This is a genomic window from Pedobacter fastidiosus (assembly GCF_014306625.1).
Taxonomy (GTDB): Bacteria; Bacteroidota; Bacteroidia; order Sphingobacteriales; family Sphingobacteriaceae; genus Pedobacter; species Pedobacter fastidiosus.
This window is the reverse complement of the sequence record NZ_JACRYL010000004.1, coordinates 249,601-272,562: the sequence shown is the minus strand read 5'-3', so window position 1 is coordinate 272,562 and position 22,962 is coordinate 249,601. Positions and strand designations below refer to the sequence as shown.

Annotated in this window: 17 protein-coding genes, 1 tRNA gene and 1 pseudogene; 5 read left to right on the top strand and 14 right to left on the bottom strand. The window is 34.3% G+C overall.

The annotated features are described in order from the left end of the window. The 3 genes from H7U22_RS06300 to sucC form a co-directional block, all read left to right on the top strand. A partial coding sequence (locus tag H7U22_RS06300) for an MSEP-CTERM sorting domain-containing protein (RefSeq protein ID WP_187070495.1) occupies positions 1 to 2,597 on the top strand: 2,597 nt, incomplete at its 5' end. A gap of 106 nt (positions 2,598 to 2,703) precedes the next feature. Then, entirely contained in the window at positions 2,704 to 3,060 is a 357-nt protein-coding gene (locus tag H7U22_RS06295) for a hypothetical protein (protein WP_222621805.1), read from the top strand. A 223-nt stretch (positions 3,061 to 3,283) separates the two neighbouring features. Then, a complete protein-coding gene (gene sucC, locus H7U22_RS06290; protein ID WP_187070494.1) occupies positions 3,284 to 4,483 on the top strand; it encodes an ADP-forming succinate--CoA ligase subunit beta in 1,200 nt (399 codons plus the stop codon). Between the two features lie 415 nt (positions 4,484 to 4,898). Here the strand turns inward: sucC and H7U22_RS06285 are convergent, their stop codons facing one another. Next, positions 4,899 to 5,105, bottom strand: coding sequence for a helix-turn-helix domain-containing protein (locus H7U22_RS06285; RefSeq protein ID WP_187070493.1), 207 nt, complete (start codon positions 5,103 to 5,105; stop codon positions 4,899 to 4,901). A gap of 14 nt (positions 5,106 to 5,119) precedes the next feature. Further along, positions 5,120 to 5,767, bottom strand: a complete 648-nt coding sequence (locus tag H7U22_RS06280; RefSeq protein ID WP_187070492.1) for a DUF2975 domain-containing protein — start codon at positions 5,765 to 5,767, stop codon at positions 5,120 to 5,122. A 406-nt stretch (positions 5,768 to 6,173) separates the two neighbouring features. Between H7U22_RS06280 and H7U22_RS06275 the strand changes: the two genes are divergently transcribed. Both H7U22_RS06275 and H7U22_RS06270 read left to right on the top strand, forming a co-directional pair. Continuing rightward, complete coding sequence (locus H7U22_RS06275) at positions 6,174 to 7,034, top strand: sigma-70 family RNA polymerase sigma factor (protein ID WP_187070491.1); 861 nt, start codon at positions 6,174 to 6,176, stop codon at positions 7,032 to 7,034. 407 nt (positions 7,035 to 7,441) lie between these two features. Further along, positions 7,442 to 8,101, top strand: a complete 660-nt coding sequence (locus tag H7U22_RS06270; protein ID WP_187070490.1) for an ATP-binding cassette domain-containing protein — start codon at positions 7,442 to 7,444, stop codon at positions 8,099 to 8,101. 90 nt (positions 8,102 to 8,191) lie between these two features. Here H7U22_RS06270 and H7U22_RS06265 read toward each other — a convergent pair whose 3' ends face one another. The 12 genes and pseudogenes from H7U22_RS06265 to H7U22_RS06210 all read right to left on the bottom strand — a co-directional run bounded on the left by H7U22_RS06265 (position 8,192) and on the right by H7U22_RS06210 (position 22,934). Further along, the gene (locus H7U22_RS06265) at positions 8,192 to 9,055 is read right to left on the bottom strand and encodes an AMP nucleosidase (protein WP_187070489.1); all 864 of its coding nucleotides are present in this window, start codon (positions 9,053 to 9,055) and stop codon (positions 8,192 to 8,194) included. Positions 9,056 to 9,189: 134 nt separating this feature from the next. Beyond that, positions 9,190 to 10,428 carry an ATP-dependent Clp protease ATP-binding subunit ClpX gene (gene clpX, locus H7U22_RS06260; RefSeq protein WP_187070488.1) on the bottom strand — a complete coding sequence of 413 codons (1,239 nt, stop codon included), beginning with the start codon at positions 10,426 to 10,428 and terminating at the stop codon, positions 9,190 to 9,192. After that, the gene (gene clpP / locus H7U22_RS06255; protein WP_187070487.1) at positions 10,412 to 11,119 is read right to left on the bottom strand and encodes an ATP-dependent Clp endopeptidase proteolytic subunit ClpP; all 708 of its coding nucleotides are present in this window, start codon (positions 11,117 to 11,119) and stop codon (positions 10,412 to 10,414) included. Before clpP ends, clpX begins: the two co-directional genes overlap by 17 nt. Positions 11,120 to 11,174: 55 nt before the next feature. Next, a pseudogene (locus H7U22_RS06250) lies at positions 11,175 to 11,501 on the bottom strand (four helix bundle protein); the annotation flags it as partial. A 93-nt stretch (positions 11,502 to 11,594) separates the two neighbouring features. Next, positions 11,595 to 12,944 (bottom strand): trigger factor, encoded by a 1,350-nt coding sequence (tig, locus tag H7U22_RS06245; protein ID WP_187070486.1) that lies wholly within the window; start codon positions 12,942 to 12,944, stop codon positions 11,595 to 11,597. Positions 12,945 to 13,117: 173 nt separating this feature from the next. Next, a tRNA-Leu gene (locus H7U22_RS06240) sits at positions 13,118 to 13,199 on the bottom strand. A 152-nt stretch (positions 13,200 to 13,351) separates the two neighbouring features. Then, entirely contained in the window at positions 13,352 to 13,657 is a 306-nt protein-coding gene (locus tag H7U22_RS06235; RefSeq protein ID WP_187070485.1) for a hypothetical protein, read from the bottom strand. A gap of 60 nt (positions 13,658 to 13,717) precedes the next feature. Next, entirely contained in the window at positions 13,718 to 14,515 is a 798-nt protein-coding gene (locus tag H7U22_RS06230; RefSeq protein WP_187070484.1) for a helical backbone metal receptor, read from the bottom strand. Positions 14,516 to 14,651: 136 nt separating this feature from the next. Then, positions 14,652 to 15,332: an ABC transporter ATP-binding protein gene (locus H7U22_RS06225; protein WP_187070483.1), complete on the bottom strand. Its 681-nt coding sequence runs from the start codon at positions 15,330 to 15,332 to the stop codon at positions 14,652 to 14,654. Between the two features lie 131 nt (positions 15,333 to 15,463). Then, positions 15,464 to 17,887 carry an ABC transporter permease gene (locus tag H7U22_RS06220; RefSeq protein WP_187070482.1) on the bottom strand — a complete coding sequence of 808 codons (2,424 nt, stop codon included), beginning with the start codon at positions 17,885 to 17,887 and terminating at the stop codon, positions 15,464 to 15,466. A gap of 131 nt (positions 17,888 to 18,018) precedes the next feature. Next, the gene (locus H7U22_RS06215) at positions 18,019 to 20,418 is read right to left on the bottom strand and encodes an ABC transporter permease (protein WP_187070481.1); all 2,400 of its coding nucleotides are present in this window, start codon (positions 20,416 to 20,418) and stop codon (positions 18,019 to 18,021) included. A gap of 143 nt (positions 20,419 to 20,561) precedes the next feature. Continuing rightward, positions 20,562 to 22,934, bottom strand: coding sequence for an ABC transporter permease (locus H7U22_RS06210; protein WP_187070480.1), 2,373 nt, complete (start codon positions 22,932 to 22,934; stop codon positions 20,562 to 20,564). Positions 22,935 to 22,962: the final 28 nt, after the last annotated feature.

Genomic DNA, 22,962 nt, shown 5'->3' with positions numbered 1-22,962 from the left:
TTTCTTACGGTTTGGCAACTCTGGTTATTTATTCTGTAAGCTTATATTTTTATGGTGGCGAAGCGGAAACGTTAATTCCATTTTCAATTGCTAGATGGATGATTAATGTAGATACCATTTTATACCCAGGTACTTTTTTGATGCCCACTTTGATCCATTCTTTGTTTATTTTGATTATTTATTCCAGCAAAAAAAGCAAATCATCATCTGCCTGGCTAAGTTTCTTATATGGCATTTCTATTCCTTTGTTGGGATATGTGTTTATACAAATTATCCTTCCCCTATGGCAAAGAACAGAAAGTAATTTTGGTTTGCACACATTAATAATTCTATCAATAATTGCATCAATATTATTCCTCTTTTTTATCTGCAGAGGTATCTATATCCTCATTAATCTGAAATCTCAAACGTTGCTAAAATTTAAAGTTTATTTCAAATTTTTATTCAGCATTATTCTTCCAATTTTAGGCTTGCTCTTTAATAGTGGTTTACTTTCATCGCATTATGGAATCGGTAATTCTATTTTTGGTGACTTCAGCAATATTTGGTTCTTTGTTATTGCTTTAATAAATGGGATTTTAATTTGCTTACCAAACTTTAAAAATATAAAATTTAGACTATTTAGATTTATTGGGCTCTGCGTATGTTTTCCCTATACCTTATACTTCTTTCTTGTATTTCTTCCTTTTTTACCGTTGGCTGTTGTTGCAGTTGTAGCCATTGGAATCGGTTTTTTAATGCTTAGTCCATTATTTTTATTCATTTTTCAGAGCAATGAATTGTACAGTGAATTTATTATACTGAAACAAACCTACACTTCACTCAAATTAAATATAGCTGTTTGTTTATCGATTTTGGTTATTCCAATTGCCTTATCGAGTGTCTATTTAAGGGATAAATATATTCTTAACTCTGCATTGGAATATGTTTATAATCCCAATTATTCAAAAAATTATAAAATAAATAAGAAATCTTTATTGGCTACACTTAAAACTATTGAGCAGAATAAAGGCAGAAATCGTGGCGCTTCCGATGGAAATATTCCGTTCTTAAGTGCTTACTACAATTGGTTGGTGTTAGATAATATGGTTTTATCCGAAACCAAAATAAACACCTTAACAGCAATTTTTGAAGGAACGGAAAAACCAGAAGTAGCTTTTGTTGAGCCCTTTTCTGCAAAAGCTAAAATATCGAAAATAAAAACCACAAGCATATTCGATATTAAACAACAGATTTGGAAAAGTAATATCGATTTAGAAATCACTAATCCTGAAAATACAAACTTAGCAAGCTTTGAAACCACCCTTAACCTTCCCAATGGTTGCTGGATAACTAATTATTACCTAAACATTGGCAACAGGAAAGAATATGGCTTATTGGCTGAAAAAAAATCGGCAATGTGGGTTTTTTCTCAGATAAGAAATGAAAATCGTGATCCTGGCATTTTGTATTATTTAACCGGGAATAAAGTTGCCTTTAAAATATTTCCTTTTTCTGCTCAAGAAACAAGAAAAAGTGGAATGGAACTCATTCATAAAGAGCCTTTAATTATTGTAATTGATGGGCACACCGTTGAGCTTGGAAATAAAATCGATAATAATAATATCAAAACCCAATCCATAAATGGGGCCGCTTATATTCCCAAAGTTGAAAAGGCAAAACTTAAATTAGTTAAAAGAACACCAGAATACCATTTCATAATTGATATTTCAAAAAATAAAGATCGAAAGAAATCAAGCTATTATAACAGGATTGAAAAGTTTGTTGTAGATAATAAAATTAATCCAGAGCGTGTAAAACTTGATTTCACCAATTCCGTTGTTAATGAAATCTCTTATAGCCACGACTGGAAAAAACAGTTGACAGAAAAAACATTTGATGGTGGTTATTATTTGGAAGGTGCAATAAAAAAGATCCTGATCAATGATTACGATACTAAACCTCATTCATTTCCAATAATTATTTCAGTTACAGATAGTATTAAAAATAGTATTGTTCAAAGTGATTTTGCTGATTATAGGATGGCCTTTCCTGAATCTGATAATTTTTATGAGCTCGATGAAGCGAATGAATTATGGGAACATTCATTAATCTCAAATCCTAAAAACAGGGTTAACAAAACATCAGTAATGGAAAACAAGGGTGTTTTAATGTTGCCGAATGGGATAAACTATTTGGCTAATGATGATCAACCATCAATCATTTTAACATCTGATGAAAATGAGAAAGACTTAATTGACGATAAAAATGTTTGGTTATTAGGCTTAAATCTACAAGGGAAGTGGTTAAAAAATCTGACCAAAAAATCATCAACGGATAATTCTCACTTGGAGATAATAAAAGCGAGTATGCGAACAGGTATTTTATGTCCACTAACTTCCTATATAGTTGTAGAAAATGAAGCGCAAAAAATGGCCTTGAAAAAAAAGCAGGAACAAATTTTATCGGGAAACAAAAATTTAGACCCTGATGAAGATACCCAAAGAATGGATGAGCCTAATTTTTACATCGTGTTATTATTACTCCTTGCTATTTTAATTTATAAGAAAAAGATAGAATACTTAAATCTGTTAAAAATCAAATCCTTTTATAATTAACCGCTCGCCTTTGCTAAACTTTTGTTGGATTTAGTTTATTCCCGATGCTTGCATCGGGAAAGCAAGGGTTAAGTATTTTTTATACAAAACCATTAATATGAACATCATGAAAAATCAAGAATTACTCAGCTCCTCGAAGCGTAGAATTACAATTATTTTAATCGTTACAGCTTTAATCTTGAGCATACCATTAATCGCTATGCAGTTTACAAGCGAAGTAAAATGGACTCCAACGGATTTTATTACTGCCGGAATATTGTTGTTAAGCACGGGTTTGGCGACAGAGCTTGTAATTAGAAATATGAAAATTGGTACTTTTAGAACGATATTACTTTTGGTGATTCTATTAGCACTGTTTCTAATCTGGGCAGAACTGGCAGTTGGATCTTCGGAACTCCATTTGCTGGAAGTTAGTTCTTTAAAACCCTGCCGGAACCAATTTGCCAAGAACTACAATTTTTGAAAAATAAACCCGAGATAAGCGGAAATACTTTTTATTCGGTAAGAGCTGACGACTTTCTGTCCCGTTTGCTATTAAAGTTGTCAACTCTAGAAATAAAAAGATTGTAGCGTTGGCGGGGCTGTATTTACCGATTAACATAAAACGTTCATTTTCTCGAAAAAATCGGCATTTGCTATTTGTTTAAAGGGTTTGAAATTGTAGCTTTGGGCAAATTTTGTAGCAAATGAATATTCACGAATACCAGGGTAAACAAATATTAAAAAGTTTCGGTGTTAACGTTCAAGAAGGAATTGTTGCCGATACTCCGGAGCAAGCTGTTGAGGCCGCCAAGCAACTGAAAATTGATTATAACTCTGATTGGGTTGTAATTAAAGCGCAAATCCATGCAGGTGGACGCGGTAAAGGTGGTGGTGTAAAATTAGCCAAAAACTTAGAGGAAGTTAAACAACGTGCCACCGATATTATTGGGATGCAATTGGTTACCCCTCAAACCGGACCAGAAGGTAAATTGGTGAGTAAGATTTTAGTTGCTCAGGATGTTTATTATCCAGGTGCTTCAGAAACTAAAGAATTCTATGTTTCGGTGTTGTTGGATCGTGCAAAAGGTCGTAACATTATTATGTACAGTACCGAAGGTGGTATGGATATAGAAGAAGTTGCTGAGCATACGCCACATTTAATTTTTAAGGAAGATATAGATCCTAAAGTTGGTTTACAAGGTTTCCAAGCTCGTAAAATAGCTTTCAAATTAGGGCTTAGCGGTGTTGCACATAAAGAAATGGTTAAATTTGTAACTGCTTTGTATAAAGCTTATGACGCAACTGATTCTGCAATGTTCGAAATCAATCCGGTATTAAAAACTAGTGATGATAAAATTATTGCTGTTGATGCGAAAGTTGATTTAGATGAAAATGCTTTATTCCGCCATAAAGATTACGCATCAATGCGTGATACGATGGAAGAAGATCCAATGGAAGTTGAAGCTAGCGCAAGTAACCTAAACTTCGTTAACCTTGATGGTAACGTAGGTTGTATGGTTAACGGTGCTGGTTTAGCAATGGCAACTATGGATATTATTAAATTGGCTGGTGGTGAGCCCGCTAACTTTTTAGATGTTGGTGGAACTGCAAACGCACAAACAGTTAAAGCGGCTTTCAATATTATTTTGAAAGACAAAAATGTTAAAGCAATTTTAATTAATATTTTCGGTGGTATTGTTCGTTGCGATCGCGTTGCACAAGGCGTTATTGATGCTTACCAAGAAATTGGCGACATTCCTGTTCCGATTATCTGCCGTTTACAAGGTACAAACGCTGTAGAAGCTAAAAAATTAATTGATGAGTCTGGACTTAAAGTTTATTCGGCAATTGCTTTAAAAGAAGCTGCAGATTTAGTAACTAAAGTATTGGCTGAACAAGCGTAATTAGCTTAGAGCACAATTATAAAGTATTAAAACCTTTCAGTGCGAACTGGAAGGTTTTTTTGTTTCTCTACTTTTCTCGTCATTGCGAGGCACGAAGCAATCTTACTACGGATTTAATCGTGAAATCATTAGGATTGCTCCATACCTCGCAATAACGTGATGGTTACTATAACCCCATAAGACCCCATCAAAATAATACAATTTGGAAAATCAGGGTTCTGTGTTCCTCGGCTTCGATAGTCCTGCTATCCCTCCAATCTTTTTGTTTATGTCACCCGAGATTTTAGATGTAATCAACAAAAAGTATTTTCGTTTTATCAGGTTTATTTAACTTGGGTAAATTGTTCTTGGCAAAATCACTTCCCAACTAAACTTACGAAGTTATGCCTCATTCTCCCCATCGAAACGTCGTAAGTTAATCTGCACGAAATTCGAGAATATCTCCCGGCTGGCATTCGAGAGCCTTGCAAATGGCCTCCAATGTTTCTAAACGAACCGCTTTTGCTTTACCTGTTTTAAGGATAGATAAGTTTGACATTGTAATCCCAACCCGATCACTTAACTCGGTGAGCGACATTTTGCGACGGGCTAACATTACATCTAAATTTATAATTATTGGCATGGGATGATGTAAAGTTAAATAGTTAAATCATTTTCTTGCTTAATTTCAATACCCTTTTTAAAAACAAAGGCAATAGTTAAAAGCGTTAGACCAAAAATTAAAAGCCAAAAGTCAAAATCACCTTGATAAACGACCTTGTAGGGAAGATTTTTAAAAAAACTTTTATTTATGGTATAGGTTATTAAATCTAAACCAAGTATTACAAAAGGAATACTCATACAATAATACCCCATCAAGGATAAGCGTTTAATATTTTCTGTGCTAAAAACATCTCCACGCTGAATCGAATCGATAAATCTATACAGATATACCAATACCCGTAAAGCAAAAAATGTAATGATTAACAATATACAACCTTTTAAAAATGATAAAGCGTCTAGAAGACTAGTGGTATCTTGCGACTTTTTAAATACTCGCACGTCGGCTAAATAACTAATATTAAGATTTAGAGAATCACCCGAAACGTGATCTTTGAGATTTAAAAACAATGGATTATTAGCTTTTATAAGCATAGGTGACAACTTCTTGCTTCCTTCGATGTTTGAGGCCTCATTATATCCTTCTTCAAAACTTTCCCTACCACCATAAATAAATCCAAAAGCGAAGGTTAAAGTTAAGATAACCAAGTAAGCTAGTTTTATAAATTTTATCTGCGTTTTCATTTAATAAAAATTACGGTGATCAATTAATTAGTTTTTAATAAAATCTGACAAAAGTTCTTAGCCTCAAAAATCCTTCAAGAATCTGAACCAAAGTTTTTTATATCCTGATACAGAAAATTGGCAATCGTCATATTTATTTAATTATTTACAGGTCAAACATAAATAATTATTTATTATAAATCATAATATATTTATTGATTTACAATAAATTATATTCGTTAATCAATTATAATACCTTTATCTAACAAAATAATGTCAAAAACTTTATTGGAATGATTTTTGTTGTAAGTAAAACTGTATAATACTTATGCAAACACCTACATTTTCAGCATTTTATCCTTTCAAATTGCTATACAATTTCGTAGCTTTGCACACTCAATAATTAAAGAGCACACAATACGTATAAATGAGACAACTCAAGATAACGCAATCCATTACCAACCGTGAAAGTCAATCGTTAGATAAATACTTACATGAAATTGGTAAAGTAGATTTAATAACAGCAGAAGAGGAAGTAATTTTAGCAAGGAAGATTCGTGAGGGTGACCAAGCTGCATTAGAGCGACTTACCAAAACCAATTTACGTTTCGTTGTTTCTGTTGCAAAACAATACCAAAATCAAGGTTTAACTTTAGGAGATTTAATCAACGAAGGAAACTTAGGTTTAATTAAAGCCGCTAAGCGTTTTGATGAGACTAAAGGTTTTAAATTTATTTCTTACGCCGTTTGGTGGATCCGCCAATCTATTTTGCAAGCAATTGCTGAGCAAAGTCGTATTGTTCGTTTACCTTTAAACCAAGTTGGTTCATTAAGTAAAATCAGTAAAGCCTTCTCTAAATTAGAGCAAGAATTTGAACGCGAACCTTCTCCAGAAGAATTGGCAGATATTTTAGAAACTACAGTTGATAAAATCTCTGACACTTTGAGTAACTCTGGCCGTCACGTTTCGATGGATGCTCCATTTGTTCAAGGTGAAGAAAATACGTTATTGGATGTATTGGAAAACCATGAGCCAAATACTGATAGTTCGTTGATTAACGAGTCTTTATCAGAGGAAATTAAACGTTCTTTATCTACCTTAACAGAGAGAGAAAGAGAAATCATCGTTTTATTCTTTGGCTTAGGTTCTAATCATCCATTATCTCTTGAAGAAATTGGAGAAAAATTTAACTTAACTCGCGAGCGTGTTAGACAGATTAAGGATAAAGCGTTACAACGTTTACGTCATACTTCTAGAAGTAAAATCCTAAAATCTTATTTAGGTTAAGAGATTTTTCAAATAGAATATTTAGAATATTTAAAAGGATCGACAAATTGTCGGTCCTTTTTTTGCTTACGGAGCTTATGTATTAATTCTATATCTTTAAACATGTCTATTGCGCTCCTTAAAAAATCCCTTTTAGTCTATAAGCCATTATTGCTCTGGAATATTTTACTCAGCATGCTTATTGGGTTATTCTTTGTGATAGACGGATTCAATAAACCAGGAGCTTATGCTATGGCCCTAATTATGAAGCCAATTGGATGGGCATTTTGCTTTATTGTCGAACTTTTTTTCTTTAAGAAAGCTTCTTATTTCTATAAAAACATGGGCTTAAGTTTTCGTAAAATATTAGCCAATATAATTTTATATGATGTTGTTATCCTTATCTTGGTTGTTACTTTATGTTTGCTATGCAGGAACTTTTTATTGACAGTGTTACCCACATATTTGGTGAACAAACAATACTAAATGGCGTATTTATCAACTGCAAAATTGGTGAAGTTGTTGGCTTGTTGGGCAGAAACGGAAGTGGTAAATCAACCCTGTTGAAAATAATTTTCGGAAGCATAAAACCCGATAACAAATATTTAAAACTTGATGACAAACTATTAACTAAAGGCTATTTATCAAAGGAAATTTCTTATTTGCCACAAGATAATTTTATCCCAAATGAAATTACTGTATCAGATGCAATAGAAATATTTTGCAAAACACATCAGCAGAAATTGCTTGAAATTCAATTTGTTTACAATAATTTAAAAAAGAAGTTTAGAAATTTCTCAGGAGGAGAAAGCAGATTTTTAGAAGCTTTGATCTTGATTTACAGCGATTCTAAATTTGCATTGTTAGATGAACCATTCTCTCAATTAGCGCCATTATTGGTTGATGAAGTAAAGCAACAAATCCACTATATGAAGCAATTTAAAGGTTTTATAATTACAGATCATTACTACAGATCAATATTGGACGTATCTAACAGAGTTGTGTTGCTTCACAATGGTAGCAATTATAAAATAAACAACATTGACGACTTAATCCTGCATGGTTACTTACCAGATCTAAAGGCATAAAAAAAGATCAGCTGATGCTGATCTGAAATCCCTAATTTATAGCATTAAGATTGCTTCGTCGTTCCTTCTCGCAATGACGACAAATCGAACTTAAAACAGCAAGTGCTTAACGGTTAATCCGTTATTAATTAGCTGTTTTAAAGAATCAATTCCGATTCTCAAATGTGTTTCAACATATTTTTCTGTAACAGCGCTATCGCTTTCTGCAGTTTTTACGCCTTCTGGAATCATCGGTTGATCAGAAACCAAAAGCAATGCACCTGCAGGGATTTTGTTTGCGAATGCTGTTGTAAAGATTGTCGCAGTTTCCATATCAACGGCCATTGCTCTTAAAGTTTTCAAATACTTTTTAAATTCTTTATCGTGCTCCCAAACCCTACGGTTGGTGGTGTAACAAGTTCCTGTCCAATAATCTCTACCATGATCTCTAATAGTGGTAGAAATCGCCTTCTGCAAAGCAAACGCTGGTAATGCTGGCACTTCTGCCGGAAGGTAATCATTTGATGTTCCTTCTCCCCTAATGGCAGCGATTGGTAGAATTAAATCGCCAAGTTGATTTTTCTTTTTTAAACCACCACATTTTCCTAAAAACAAAACTGCTTTAGGTTTAATGGCTGTTAATAAATCCATCATGGTGGCCGCCAATGGGCTCCCCATCCCAAAGTTGATTAATGTAATTCCGTTTGCTGTAACACTCTGCATAGGCTTATCTAAGCCCATAATTGGCGCATTATCGTTCCATTCAGAAAACATCGTTAAATATTTACTGAAATTAGTTAACAGAATATAATCACCAAACTGATCCAAAGGTCTGCCGGTGTATCTTGGCAACCAATTTTTAACTATTTCATCTTTCGATTTCAAGCCCGATTTTACTGGGCTTTCTACTTCTTTTATCTTTTTTGATTTCTCTACAGTGGCCTCGTCTTTTTTTACGTCTTTTTCTTCATTCATAATAATAAGTTTAGCGCTGAGTGAAAAACACTAAGCGTATTTACAAAAATCGGCAACGTTAAAAATCTTAACGACTACCAATTTTACAAGTTAAAAAAAATCCCCTCGTTTTTCGCGAGAGGATTTGATTTTTTTTATGCGGCCTGCAACTTTTTAAAGTCGGCCTTTTCAAATTTTTCTACTGCGTAATCTAGATTGATGTGCAATTCCTTCACATCTGACTGTGTTGGAGTATCAAACATCGCATCAAGCATAATGGCTTCGCAAATGGATCTTAAACCCCTTGCTCCCAATTTATACTCCATTGCTTTATCTACAATAAAATCTAAAACATCATCCTCAAATACCAATTTAACATCTTCGTAAGCAAAAAGCTTTTCGTATTGTTTAATTAATGAATTTTTTGGCGCTGTTAAAATATTTCTCAAAGATTCTTTATCCAATGGATTTAAATGAGAAAGAACTGGAATACGACCAATTAATTCTGGAATTAAGCCAAATGATTTCAAATCTTGAGGTGTAATGTATTTGTAAAGGTTTTTAAGATCTAGAACGGTATCGTCTTTCTTCACTTTGTAACCAACAGCTTGAGTTCTCAAACGATTAGCAATTTTACGTTCTATCCCATCAAAAGCTCCACCACAGATAAATAAAATGTTATTTGTGTTAACTGGAATCATTTTTTGATCAGGATGTTTACGTCCGCCCTGAGGTGGAACATTTACAACTGTACCTTCCAAAATTTTAAGTAATGCCTGTTGCACACCTTCTCCAGATACATCACGAGTAATAGATGGATTATCACTTTTACGAGCAACTTTATCTACCTCATCAATATATACAATTCCGCGTTCTGCCGAAGCAACATCGTAATCCGCAGCCTGTAGTAAACGAGTTAAGATACTTTCTACATCTTCACCTACGTAACCAGCTTCAGTTAAAACGGTTGCATCGCAAATACAGAAGGGTACGTGTAAAACTTTGGCAATTGTTTTAGCTAAAAGCGTTTTACCCGTTCCAGTTTCGCCAACCAACATAATGTTAGATTTTTCAATCTCAACTTCATCTTTATCGATTTTTTGATTTAAGCGTTTATAGTGATTATAAACCGCTACAGACAAAACCTTTTTCGCGTCATCTTGACCAATAACATACTGATCCAAGTGATTTTTAATTTCAAGTGGTTTTAACAGCGAAATTGATGATTGTATATTCTTGGTACTCTTTGTTCCCAGTTCCTGTGCCAATAACTGATTGGCTTGGGTTACACACTTATCACAGATAAATGCATCCATTCCCTCAATCAGCATTAACGTTTCATGCTTGCCAGAATGGCAGAATGAACAACGGGATTCCTTATTTTGTTTCGCCATCTTTTTTAGAGTTTCTCGATAATACTTCGTCAACCATACCAAATCCTTTTGCTTCATCAGCAGTCATCCAGTAATCGCGATCTGAAGCTTTCTCAACCCAGTCGTAAGTTTGACCAGAGTGCTCAGAAATAATATCGTACAATTCTTTTTTCAATTTTAACATTTCTCTCAAGTTGATCTCCATATCAGATGCCACACCTTGTGCACCTCCTGATGGTTGGTGAATCATTACTCTTGAGTGAGGCAACGCAGCACGTTTTCCTTTTGCTCCAGCTACCAATAATACTGCACCCATTGATGCTGCCATACCGGTACAGATTGTTGCAACATCTGGTTGGATGTATTGCATGGTATCGTAAATACCCAATCCTGCGTAAACCGAACCACCTGGAGAATTGATGTAGATCTGAATGTCTCTTTCAGCATCGGTAGATTGTAAGAACAACAACTGTGCTTGAATGATATTTGCATTCTGATCGTAAATCGCATCACCTAAAAAGATAATACGATCCATCATTAATCTTGAAAAAACATCCATTTGTGCCACATTAAGCTGGCGTTCTTCAATAATATATGGAGTCATCGATTGTGGCGAAAGGTTTGCCTGTGCGATGAATTTATCTACGTGTAAACCGCCAATACCCTGATGTTTAACGGCAAATTTTCTGAATTCTTGTGAATCTATGTTCATGGTTATGAGTTTGGCGCTTTGCGATAAGCGTTTGATAGCCTAACAAATACGCGAGTTATTTTAATAAATATTTCCTGAAGTTGGTTAATTTCCGTGCCAATTTATCTAAATCTTCCAGATAATCATTCAGTTCAATGTCAGAAATGTATTTTATTCTTTCTAAAACTACTAAAATATTTGCATTCTCAAATGCTGATCGATGCGCAATATTCAGATAATGAGTGAATTCCTTATTTGAAACCGACCCAGAACCCTCTGCAATATTATTAGATATGCTAAGAGCAGCCCCATTGAGCTGCTCTGCAAATCTATATTTTTTATCAACTGACAATCGGTCAGCTATATCAAGTAATTTATCAGTTAATATGATTGATAACTGCCAAACTTCGAGTGATTGAAATTAAAATTGAGCAATTGCTAAATATAAGCAATAGAACAATCCTTTTAAAAACACCCTATTCAGAGTGCTTTATGTTTAGTTCTTCGCTAATTCAATAAACTTATCGTAAGCAATTTCTTTCTGCTCTAAAGTAGCGATTGATTTAATTTGCTCGAAAGTTTTTAAAGCTTTCACCTCTTCGAAAACACGATTTGCATTTTCTTTTTCTTGCAAAAACTGAACAGCGTACTGTGCCAATTGATCTTCAGGAAGTGGGCTTGGGCTGTACATTCTAAACTGAGCATCTAATTTTGCTTTAGCAGCTTGAACAACATCCTCGTATTTAATCTCGATTTGATTGTCTTTAATGATTTTGTTTTCGATTAAAGTCCATTTTAGGTTTTTAGCGAAATCGTCATAACCTTCTGCCAACTCTTCATCTGTTAATTTTTCGTTTGTAGCTTTTAACCAGCGACGCAAAAATTCATCAGGTAATTCGAAATTGTATTTAGTTAGAAGTTGCTCATAAATATCGTTTGATAATTTACGATCAGCATCTTGCTTAAACATGCTTTCTACTTCTTCAGTCATTTTTGCTCTGAAGCCAGCTTCGTCAGTTACTGTTCCTTCGCCAAATAATTTATCGAAAAATTCTTGATTTAATTCTGATTCTTCTAAACGGTTAACATTTTTAACAACCAATTTAAAGTCAGATTTTAATTCGGCAGCATCTTCTTCTGAGATATTTAGTGCTTTAGAAATAATTGCAACATCTTCCAATGCTTTTTGTAAATCAATTACAACTTCATCATCCTGCTTTAAACCAATTAACGATTTAAGGATTTTTTTGTCTTTAATTTGATCTAAACGAATTGTAGCGGTACTTGTAATGCCACCTTCAAAAACAGAACCATCTGGAGATAATTGAGTTAATTCAGAATACAAAACATCATCAGCAGCAGAAACTTCTGGATTGCTCATTTTACCATAACTACGACGGATATTTTTGATGCGACCCTCTAGAGTTTCTTGATCCGCTTTAACTACATATTCGATAAACTTATCTTTAGATGTAATTTCTACATCAAAAGTAGGCGCTAAACCTAGTTCATAGTCAAATTCAAATTCATCTGTATTATCCCATTTAAAATCTCTTTCATCATCCATTTTAGGAAGTGGCTGACCTAAGATTTCTAATTTTTGTTCGGCAATGTAATTGGTTAAGGTATCGTTTAACAAGCTGTTAACCTCTTCTACCAAAATACTTTTACCGTACATTTTTTTAATGTGAGCTGCAGGCACCATTCCTTTACGGAAACCAGGCAATTGTGCTTTCTTAGCTTGGTCTTTAATGGCTTTATCTACTTTTTCAGTATAATCTGCAGGTGCAATTTTGATTTTTACAACAGCATTTAAGTTGCCGGTTTTTTCCTGTGTAATATTCATTTTTTTGAGATATGAGTATTGAGATATGCAATTAGATTAAGAATCGAGATATGATTTGAGACAAATGGCACATATCGCTCTAATTAAAACAGCACATCGATTTTTATATTTTAACCAATGTTATTTAAAAAACAAAACCGTTCCGATTTAAATCGGAACGGCTTCATTTTTAGTGCGGATGAAGGGACTCGAACCCCCACGCCGTGAAGCGCCAGATCCTAAGTCTGGTGCGGCTACCAATTACGCCACATCCGCAATTAGGATTTATTTTGGATTGCAAAGATAGAAATTAGAATGAATTATCAAAAAGGAAACGCAAGAAATTCTTAAATAATTTTCGGTTAAAAAGCTAAGTCGTTAATTTTAAACGAGAAAGATTTTTTGCGCTCCTAATAGATCATTATATTCTACTTCAATATAACTTCCGAAACTTCGATAAGTTCTGGTCCGCCCTCTAACGGATAACCTGCAACTTTGATTCCTGTAATGGTTACTTGTTTATCTAAATAGGTATCGAGAATAACTGACGAACTTTTTAACGCATAGGGTTTACCATTGGCGCTTATGGTGTGTGTTCCATATTGATAAGTAGACATATTCATCTTTTGGATACTGCCTGAAAGTGTTATAACACTACTACTGGATGCACTTCTCATTGAGCCACAGCCAGAAATTACAGCTACAAAGAGCGCTAATATTGATATTTTTTTCATGATGAAATATTGAGATGATGGTTTTAATGATTCAATTTACAAAGAATCAACAAGGAATACTTAATAAAGTTCTTTCTGAAATTCAAAAAAGTATTGTACGGCCTTAACTAATCTGCTTCCATACCAGCTAAACATTTCACCATCTACAAGCATAACCTTTGCATTTGGCATAGCAGTTTGAATTTCATCAATATGTTTTTCGCCAAAAGGATAAGGTTCAGAAGATAGTAAAACAAGATCGCAATTGGTGTTTTTAAGCTCATCTAAGCTTATTTCAGGGTAACGGCTTTGCTTGATCACATTCGTCATTCCATTGCTCAAGAGAATATCATCGATAAAAGTATTTTTACCTGCAACCATAAAAGGCTTTCGCCAAATTAGATAGACAACTTTTTTATCTATATTATGTTGAAGTGCCAATGTTTTTAAATCATTAAAACCTGCGGAGATGAGGTGATTTAAATAAGAAGCTTCGGGTTCTCTATCCACCAATGCGCCTATTTGACTAATGGTTTTCATGGCATCGTCTAAGTTAAAGATATCACTCATCCAAACTGGAAAATGTTCAGCTAACTCTTCTATATCGCTTTGCGTATTTTCTTCCTTGTTGCCGATAATTAAATCGGGTTTTAAATCTTTAATTAAATCGATGTTTAATTTTTTGGTTCCTCCAACTTTGGTTCGCTCGGCAAATTTTTCTATCGGATGGATGCAAAATTTAGTTAATCCGATAATTTCTTTATCTAAACCTAAATCAAACAAAAGTTCTGTTTGAGAAGGCACCAGAGAAATAATACGCTTGGGCGGAAAATTTATGGCTATTTCCCGCCCCATTTGATCGGTAAAAGATTTTTGCATGGAACAAAGTTAATTTAACCACAGATAAAAAGGATAAACACAGATATAAATAATTTATTCCGTTTGTTGCACCAACGAACAATAGGAAAGATGCTGAATTAAATCCGATAGCTATCGGATCAATATTAGACTTTGGCTAGGCTATTGCGATATCATCCTTAACTACCCCATCAGCAATGTGCAAAATCCGATTTCCATATTGTGCATTTTTCTCTGAATGCGTAACCTGAATAATGGTTATTCCTTCTTCTCTATTCAATTTTTGAAAAAGGGCCATTATTTCTTCGGCCTGAGCAGATTGTAGGTTACCCGTTGGTTCATCAGCCAAAATGATTGTTGGTTGAGCAGCTAAAGCTCTGGCAATGCCAACCAACTGCTGTTGCCCGCCTGAAAGTTGATTTGGAAAAAGATCCTTTTTGGCCACGATATTAAAGCGATCTAACAAATCAGCGATGCGGCTTTTACGTTCCGAGCCACCAATTTTTTTATATAAAAGTGGTGCTTCAATATTTTCATAAACCGTCATTTCATCAATTAAATGATAAGCCTGAAATACGAAGCCGATGTGATTGCGATAAAGCTCAATTCTTTTACGTTCGTTTAAGGTGGTTACATCTTCACCCATAAATTCGTAACTGCCATAAGTTGGTTCTTCGAGCATGCCCAAAATATTAAGCAATGTAGATTTCCCTGCTCCAGATGGACCCATTATAGATACAAATTCGCCCTGCTTAATATTCGTAGTTACGTGGCGAAGTACATAATGTTTAATGCCTTTTGTGGCGTAATATTTTTCTATATTTTTAAGTTCTATCATTTTGTTAATTATCAAGTATTTAGAAACCTCCTTCGCCTCTCCTTGAAGAGAGGGAGCTGGAAGTACTAATCTATTTTTCAATCGTTTATTAAAAGACTTTGTAAATCGCTTTAGTCTTTTGTCCTTCAGCTTTATTCGTATTTAAGTGCATTTACAGGATCGGTTACCGCTGCTTTTCTTGCTTGAATGCTCACCGTTAAAACTGCAATTACAATGGATATTAATGTAGCCATTATAAAAGGAAAAAATGGCATTTCTATTCGATATGCGAAGCCATCGAGCCATTTTTTTATAATGATATAAGCAATAGGCCAACTGATTAAATTTGCTGAAATTACAAGAATCAAGAAAGATTTATTAAGCATATTTACAATTTGAAGATTCGATGCACCAAGCACTTTCCTTACTGCGATTTCTTTTGTTCTGCGTTTAGCCACAAAAGTAGAAAGTGCAAACAAACCTAAAAGCGAGAGTGAAACCGAAATGATGCTAAAAAGAATAATCATGTTCATAAATCTAGAATTTTCGTCAAGTATTTTGGTAAATTCATCATCTAAAGAGGTATAATCCATTGGATAATTGGGATATAAAATACTCCATTCCTTTTTAATTTTCTTAATAATATCCGAATTTGCTGATGTATTAAATCTAACTAGAAGATTATTAGTAGTTGCAGCTCCGCCCAAATTTGTAACCTTGTATAAAGTTGGTAAAACCTGATTATTAAATCCCTCATTATGGTAGTTTTTAATGACACCAATAATCTGAAATGAAACATTTTTTGAACCATTAAACACTTCATATTTCTCCCCAATAGGATTTTTAGAAATTAACTTTGCGGCAGCCTCATTCAATACAACAGCATTTACAGTATCTTGCTTATAGTCTCTAGAAAATATTCTTCCAAGTATAATCCTTACACCTAAAGCTGGCAAAGCATCCATTGTAACACTCACCGTATTAAGGTTAATATCATTTCCTTTATACTTTATTTTTTCAGGAACATTAAAAGTATTTCCCATAACTTGGGTGGTGGTTGCTACGTAAGTTACACCTGGAATTTTCATTATTCTATTGGCCAAATTATCTTCATAATTAGTCCTGATGTTGATCAGATTACTACGCTCAAAACCTAAATCTTTATTATTTAAGTATTGAGTTTGCTTATGCATTACGCCTATTGCTGTTATGAAAGTAACCGAGATTACAAATTGAAAAACTACCAAAACATTTCTCAAAGTAAGTCCACTCAAACCGTTTTCATAATTCCCTTTAAGTACTGAGACCGGCTTGTAGTTAGACAAAATATAGGCCGGGTAAAATCCAGCCATCAAGGTTACAAATATGAAGACCGCAAACAGTTGTCCTATTAAGCTTGAAAGATTGGGATTATGCCAAAAACTTAGCTCAACATTAAATTGCGTGTTAAAACCAGGTAGAACAATTTCTATTAAAATTACGCTAAGAAATAAGGATATTATGGTTTGAAATGAAGATTCTAATAAAAACTGAGTAATAAGTTGCTTTTTGTAGGCACCCAAAACTTTTTTAACCCCTACTTCTTTAGCGCGTTGTACAGATTGAGCAGTTGCAAGATTTATGAAATTTATAATTGATACCAATAAAAGAAAAATCGCAATAGCAATAATAGGCTTGAGCTTTTCCTTCCAATTGATTTGAAAAGGTGGATTTGAATGAACATCTTTTATAGATACAAATTTTAGCCCGGCAGTTTTGCCATTTTTATAAACATCTTTAAAGTTGATTTTTTGTTGACTCATTAAAGCCTTTTTAAAATCTACATAAACATATTGAAGCGTTTTGCTTAATGCTAAAGTATCCTGCCCCTCATTTAGCTTAGCAAAGAGTTCGCAATAATTTGTATTTCCTATTCCTTTTGGATCTGAATCTTTCTCTCCAGTTCTCATTAAAGCATTAAAATTTACAGATTGTGGTGTAGATGGATCAGTTACTACACCTGTTATGGTTAAATCTTGACCAGGATCTGAAGTCCACATCATTACCTTTAAAGTTTTGCCTAAAACTTTTTCTGTTCCAAATAACTTTAAGGCTAAATCTCGTTTAAGAACAATTGATTTTGGTTTATTAAGTGCACTCTCCGCATTACCATGAATGAAATTGTACTTAAAAACTTTAAAAAAACTACTATCAGAATCGGTCATCTTACTTACCACAATAGGATCGGCACCTGCAATTTTTATGGAATAGCCCTTAACAAAATCCCAATTTGGCGATACCTTAGTTATTGCCTGTATCTGAGGCATCTTTTCTCGCAATAATGCCGCAATTTTGCTATTTGCAAGCTCGTTCCAATGCTCCTTATTATCTGGTGTAAATTGATCGTGTTTTTCTCTGAGCTGATAAACATTCTTTAAATCAGGCGACCATGAATCGTAACTTTCCTCGTGATTAATATAGAGTAGCATCAATACAAACGCCGTTAAACCAAGCGCCAATCCTCCGATATTTATAGCAGCATAAATCTTATTCTTAAATAAGTTTCGCCAGGCGATTTTTAAGTTAAGTTTGAACATGTTAGAATCAAGTATTTAGTAACCTCTCCCCCCGCCCTCTCCTTGAAGAGATGGCGCTGGAAGTGCTAATTTATTTTTTCAATCGTTTTTTAAAAGACTTTGTAAATCGCTTTAGTCTTTATCCTTTTCGCTTATTCATATTTTAAGGAATCAATTGTATTCGCTACCGCAGCTTTATAAGAACGAATGCTTACCGTAACCAGCGTAATAATCATAGAAATGGCCATAGCAATTATGAAAGGCCAAATGCTTAAATCTATCCGATAGGTAAAAGTTGCCAGCCATTTTGAAACAATTAAATAAGCTAAGGGCCAAGCAACTAAGTTTGCTATAAATACCATCATTAAAAAAGAACCATTAAGCATTTTTACCAACTCGATTGTTGATGCGCCTAAAACTTTTCTAATGGCTACTTCTTTGGTTCTTTGTGTTGCAACAAAAGAAATCATTCCAAATAAGCCAATAAACGAAATAAAGATAATTACACCAGCGAAAACTTTGAATAGAATCCCCATTATGCGTTCAAGCTCATAATATTGACTAATATCATCATCAACAAAAGATGATTTGTAGAAATTTTCTGGAAAGGTATCGTTCCATATTTTTTCTATTTGAGGCATTACAGATATAATTTGTTTACTATCCATTTTAATGGCTAGATTTCGATAGTTTTCTTTTAATGATGTTATGATCACTGGCGATATTGGCTCATGTAAACTGAGGTTATTAAAATCTTTTACTACGCCAACGATAGTTCCTTTTTTGCCCCATATGGTTATTTGTTTACCTAAGGCTTCATTAAAATTTACCACATTAAGTTTTCTCAATGTAGTTTCATTAACCACCAATTCTTTAATGGTATCGCTTTTAGAAAAGCCTTTCCCAGCAACAAACGTTAGCCCAAATGTTTTAAAATAATGCTCATCAGCCACTTTTGTATTCACCTGAAAATTTGCCTTTTCTGTTCCATTATATCTAAAATTGCTTTCATTATTGTTGCTAGAAGATGGTGGCGTTCTACAAAAACTAGTCAACAAAACGCCCGGTATTTTGGAAATTCTATCTTGTAAAATCTGGTATTTCAATAAACTTAAACTATCATTCCGAACACTCACCATGGCAATAGCAGAGGGATTAAATCCAAGGGGCTTTTCTCTCGTATATTTCATTTGTCTTAATACGACTAGTGTGCCAATAATTAAGATAATGGTTATGGTAAACTGAAGTACAACCAATACTTTGCGCAAGCTTAAACCTCCAGCATTTGCGGTTATCTTGTTTTTAATGGCCAAAGCCGGACTAAAGCCCGACATAATCATTGCAGGATACAAGCCAGCAAGAAAACTTACGATAATCACCAATCCAATCATAAAAACGAAAATTATTGGGTGCTGAATAATACTGAAGGAAATATTTTCATTAAACAAACTTTTCATTCCAGGCAAGGCAACTTCCGTTAAAACACAGGCTACAAGCAATGCAAATACACATATTGTTAAAGTTTCGGTAAGAAATTGAACAACCAGTTGATTTCTTAAACTGCCCATCACTTTACGAACACCCACTTCTTTACTTCTACTTACTGCTTGTGCGGTAGCTAAATTTATGAAGTTTATGCAAGCTGTTAACAATAGAAATGCTCCAATTATAGCCAAACCATAAAGCTCTTTTTTAGGCATTGTTTTATTTGCAAAATTTCCCAGATTTTCATTGTAATGAATATCAGCTAATGCTTGTGCACTAATTTCTTCTTTGGAAATAGCATCCTTTTCAAAGTATTTTTCTGAAAATTTTGGTAATGCACCTCTTATTTCATCAATCGAAACACCCTTTTTCAAGAGGAAATAGCATTCATCGTTTGAAGAAGTATTTCCCCACTCGGTAAACTTTTCATCTTTATAACTTTTAAAGGTTTTATAAGAAACTACAATATTTAGCGGAAAAGAAGTGTTTTCTGGCATCTCTTGGAGGATCCCTGTAACCGTAAAGTTTTCTCTATTTTGATAATTGATTGTTTTACCCACAGCTTTATTCCAATCGCCAAAAAGTTTGGTAGCCATATTTTTTGATAATACAACTGTATTGGGTTCACTTAGCGATTGAATGGGATTTCCCTGCAGCCAATTGAAACTCAGAATCTGAAAAAACTCTGGGTCGGCATAAAAAACATCTTCCAAAGATTTAATGCGCTCCTTTCCGGCATCGTCTTTCACTTTTATAATTCCACCATCTTGACGAATAGCTCCAACCTTTTCAATTTGATTTTTAAAGTCATTCTTCAACGCATCTGGGGCAGGTTTTGGGACACCTTGCGATTCTGAAAAGCCGTCCGCAGCAGTCCAATTTGTAGTTATACGATAAATTCTATCTTCATTTTTAAAATCCTCATCAAAACTCATTTGATAACGGATAAAAATAAATATCAAAATACAACTAGCCATTCCTATTGAAAGGCCAAGAACATTTATAAATGTATAACCTTTGTTTTTCCAAAGGTTTCGCCAGGCGATTTTTAAGTTAAGTTTGAACATTTTTTGAGTATCAAGTATTTAGTAACCTCACCCCCCCGCCCTCTCCTTGAAGAGAGGGAGCTGGAAGTGCTATTTTGTTATGCTGTGGCAAAGATTTAAGGTTTAGCAAATCGCTTTAGTCTTTGGTCTTTAAGCTTTCTGCTTTATTCATATTTAAGTGCATCAACAGGATTTGCCTTTGCTGTTTTGTAAGCCTGAAAACTTACGGTAATTAATGCCATAGACAATGTTCCGATAGCTGCAACAGGAATTATCCACCAATTTATTTCTGTGTGAAACTCGAAGTTAGAAAGCCATTTTCCCATAGCAAAATAACTGATCGGTACAGCAATAACAATCGCAACTAAAATCATTTTTATAAAAGAAAGCGAGAGTAATTGCATCAAATTAGCAACCGATGCACCAAGCACTTTTCGTACGCCAAACTCTTTGGTTCTTTGCTCGGCACTGTAAGCCACCAAGCCAAACAAGCCTAAGCACGAAACGAAGATTGCTAATCCGCCGAAAAGGTTTGAAAGAATACCTAGGGTTTTTTCGGATTTATATTTCTCCTGATACAAGGAGTTGATGAATGTAATTTCGGTAGGATATGAAGGATTAAATGCCTTGGTAATTCGGCTAATGGTTTCAATATTACTTTGTAAATTATTCGCATTGTTAAGGCGCATGGTAATTGTACCTGTTTGTCCTGAAGTTAAATATACAATCTGCGGATTGTTCGATTTATAAGGAGAATCCCAAACATAATCATCGAAAACACCAACTATATGTGCGTTTGAACCAAAGACCATAACTTTTTTCCCAATTGGGTCTTTATAGCCAAATACTTTAACGGCTGATGCACTAACCATAACGGCAGCGGTATCTGATGCGAAATTTTTCGAGAAATCTCTTCCCTGCAATAATTTAATGCCGTTCGTTTTGATAAAATCGTAAGATGTAGCTACCTGATTAAACATTACTGTATTTTGAGGATTGGTCATTCCATCCCACTTCATATCCATAAAATTGCGGCCACGATGAGAAAGACTAACTGTAGATTGGTACATCGAAGTAACAGCACCAGATTTTAGCAGTTCAGTTTTAAACAAATCGAATTTGGTTTTTAATTCTCCGTCTTGAGGAATTTCGACCAGCGCATTTACATCAAAACCAACTGGTTTATTTTTAATATACTGAATTTGGCGATAGATAACCAAAGTGGATATAATCAGAATAATTGCAAAGCAGAACTGGCCTACAACAAGCACTTGCCTTAAGCTAATTGAAAGAAAGCCTCGTGTTTTGATTTTTCTTTTTAAAGTTTGAATCGGGTTGAATGATGATAAGTAAAAAGCCGGATAACTGCCAGCAATTAAACCTGTGGCCACTACAATTCCTAATATACCTACCCAACTTGCTGCATTAAAATACGAAATACCCAGATTAATATTTAAAAGTCTGTTAAATGAGGGCAAACAAATTTCGAGTAAAGCAATAGCCAAAACAACGGCGACAAAAGTGAGCACCATAGATTCGGTTAAAAATTGAAAAATTAGCGAGGTACGATTTGCGCCAATTGTTTTCTTAATACCAACTTCCTTAGCTCGTTTCTCTGATTTGGCCGTAGCCATATTCATGAAATTGATGCAGGCAATTAATAAAATGCCAAAAGCTAAACCCATAAAAAGCCAGATTTGCTCAATATCGCCTCCTATATTTTTCCCATTTTCAAATTTTCCAAATAAGTGCAATTTGCTAGATTGATAGAGAAAATGCGGTTGCGAATTTGGTGGCGTATAGGCTTTTACGAGTGCCTCCATTTTACGATTCACCAAATCAACATTTGCATCAGGATTTAGCGAAACCATGGTTATAAAACTGTAATTGTTCCAATTCAAATCTTTGGCACTGGGATCAACAATCTCATAGAATGACCAGGGCATTAAGAAGTCGAAGCGGTTAGAACTATTTTCGGGCAAATCTTTTATTACACCAGTAATGGTTAGGTCTTCTTTATCTTGATAACGGACAGATTTATTCAACACATCAGCAGTTCCAAAGAGCGTTTTGGCTGTATTTTCTGTTAAAATAACTGAAAGCGGATTATTTAGTGCTGTTTTTGGATCGCCTGAGATAAACTGATAATCATACATTTTTAGAATGTTGGGTTCGGCAAATTTAGAATCCTTTTTAAAGCTATTTTGTCCGTTAGCAATTAAGCTTTTTTTGCCATAATCCATTCTGGCAACATATTTTATCTCGGGCATATTTTCTTTTAAAAGCGGGCCCAAAGCTGTTGTTGTACCATTAAAGGTTCCTGCAATTTTATTATGCTCACCAGGAACATTCGTCATGGCTACATAAACATTTTGCCAATTTTTGGCCTGCTTATCGAAATTCCATTCGTAAGAAACGTATAACAACAACATTAAACAGGCTGCAAGGCCGATAGCCAAACCAATTACGTTAATGAATGAAGAAGTTTTATTCTTCCAAAGGTTTCGCAACGCGATTTTTAAGTTTAATTTGAACATGTCAGTATCAAGTATTTAGTAACCTCAC

Excerpts from the sequence above, each read along its gene's own strand:
- H7U22_RS06285 (WP_187070493.1), bottom strand. The coding sequence starts at position 5,105 with ATGCCAATAATTATAAATTTAGATGTAATGTTAGCCCGTCGCAAAATG.
- H7U22_RS06210 (WP_187070480.1), bottom strand. The coding sequence starts at position 22,934 with ATGTTCAAATTAAACTTAAAAATCGCGTTGCGAAACCTTTGGAAGAAT.
- clpP (WP_187070487.1), bottom strand. The coding sequence starts at position 11,119 with ATGAACATAGATTCACAAGAATTCAGAAAATTTGCCGTTAAACATCAG.
- H7U22_RS06270 (WP_187070490.1), top strand. The coding sequence starts at position 7,442 with ATGCAGGAACTTTTTATTGACAGTGTTACCCACATATTTGGTGAACAA.
- H7U22_RS06220 (WP_187070482.1), bottom strand. The coding sequence starts at position 17,887 with ATGTTCAAACTTAACTTAAAAATCGCCTGGCGAAACTTATTTAAGAAT.
- H7U22_RS06230 (WP_187070484.1), bottom strand. The coding sequence starts at position 14,515 with ATGCAAAAATCTTTTACCGATCAAATGGGGCGGGAAATAGCCATAAAT.
- H7U22_RS06275 (WP_187070491.1), top strand. The coding sequence starts at position 6,174 with ATGAGACAACTCAAGATAACGCAATCCATTACCAACCGTGAAAGTCAA.
- H7U22_RS06295 (WP_222621805.1), top strand. The coding sequence starts at position 2,704 with ATGAAAAATCAAGAATTACTCAGCTCCTCGAAGCGTAGAATTACAATT.
- clpX (WP_187070488.1), bottom strand. The coding sequence starts at position 10,428 with ATGGCGAAACAAAATAAGGAATCCCGTTGTTCATTCTGCCATTCTGGC.
- H7U22_RS06280 (WP_187070492.1), bottom strand. The coding sequence starts at position 5,767 with ATGAAAACGCAGATAAAATTTATAAAACTAGCTTACTTGGTTATCTTA.
- H7U22_RS06265 (WP_187070489.1), bottom strand. The coding sequence starts at position 9,055 with ATGAATGAAGAAAAAGACGTAAAAAAAGACGAGGCCACTGTAGAGAAA.
- tig (WP_187070486.1), bottom strand. The coding sequence starts at position 12,944 with ATGAATATTACACAGGAAAAAACCGGCAACTTAAATGCTGTTGTAAAA.
- H7U22_RS06235 (WP_187070485.1), bottom strand. The coding sequence starts at position 13,657 with ATGAAAAAAATATCAATATTAGCGCTCTTTGTAGCTGTAATTTCTGGC.
- H7U22_RS06225 (WP_187070483.1), bottom strand. The coding sequence starts at position 15,332 with ATGATAGAACTTAAAAATATAGAAAAATATTACGCCACAAAAGGCATT.
- sucC (WP_187070494.1), top strand. The coding sequence starts at position 3,284 with ATGAATATTCACGAATACCAGGGTAAACAAATATTAAAAAGTTTCGGT.
- H7U22_RS06215 (WP_187070481.1), bottom strand. The coding sequence starts at position 20,418 with ATGTTCAAACTTAACTTAAAAATCGCCTGGCGAAACCTTTGGAAAAAC.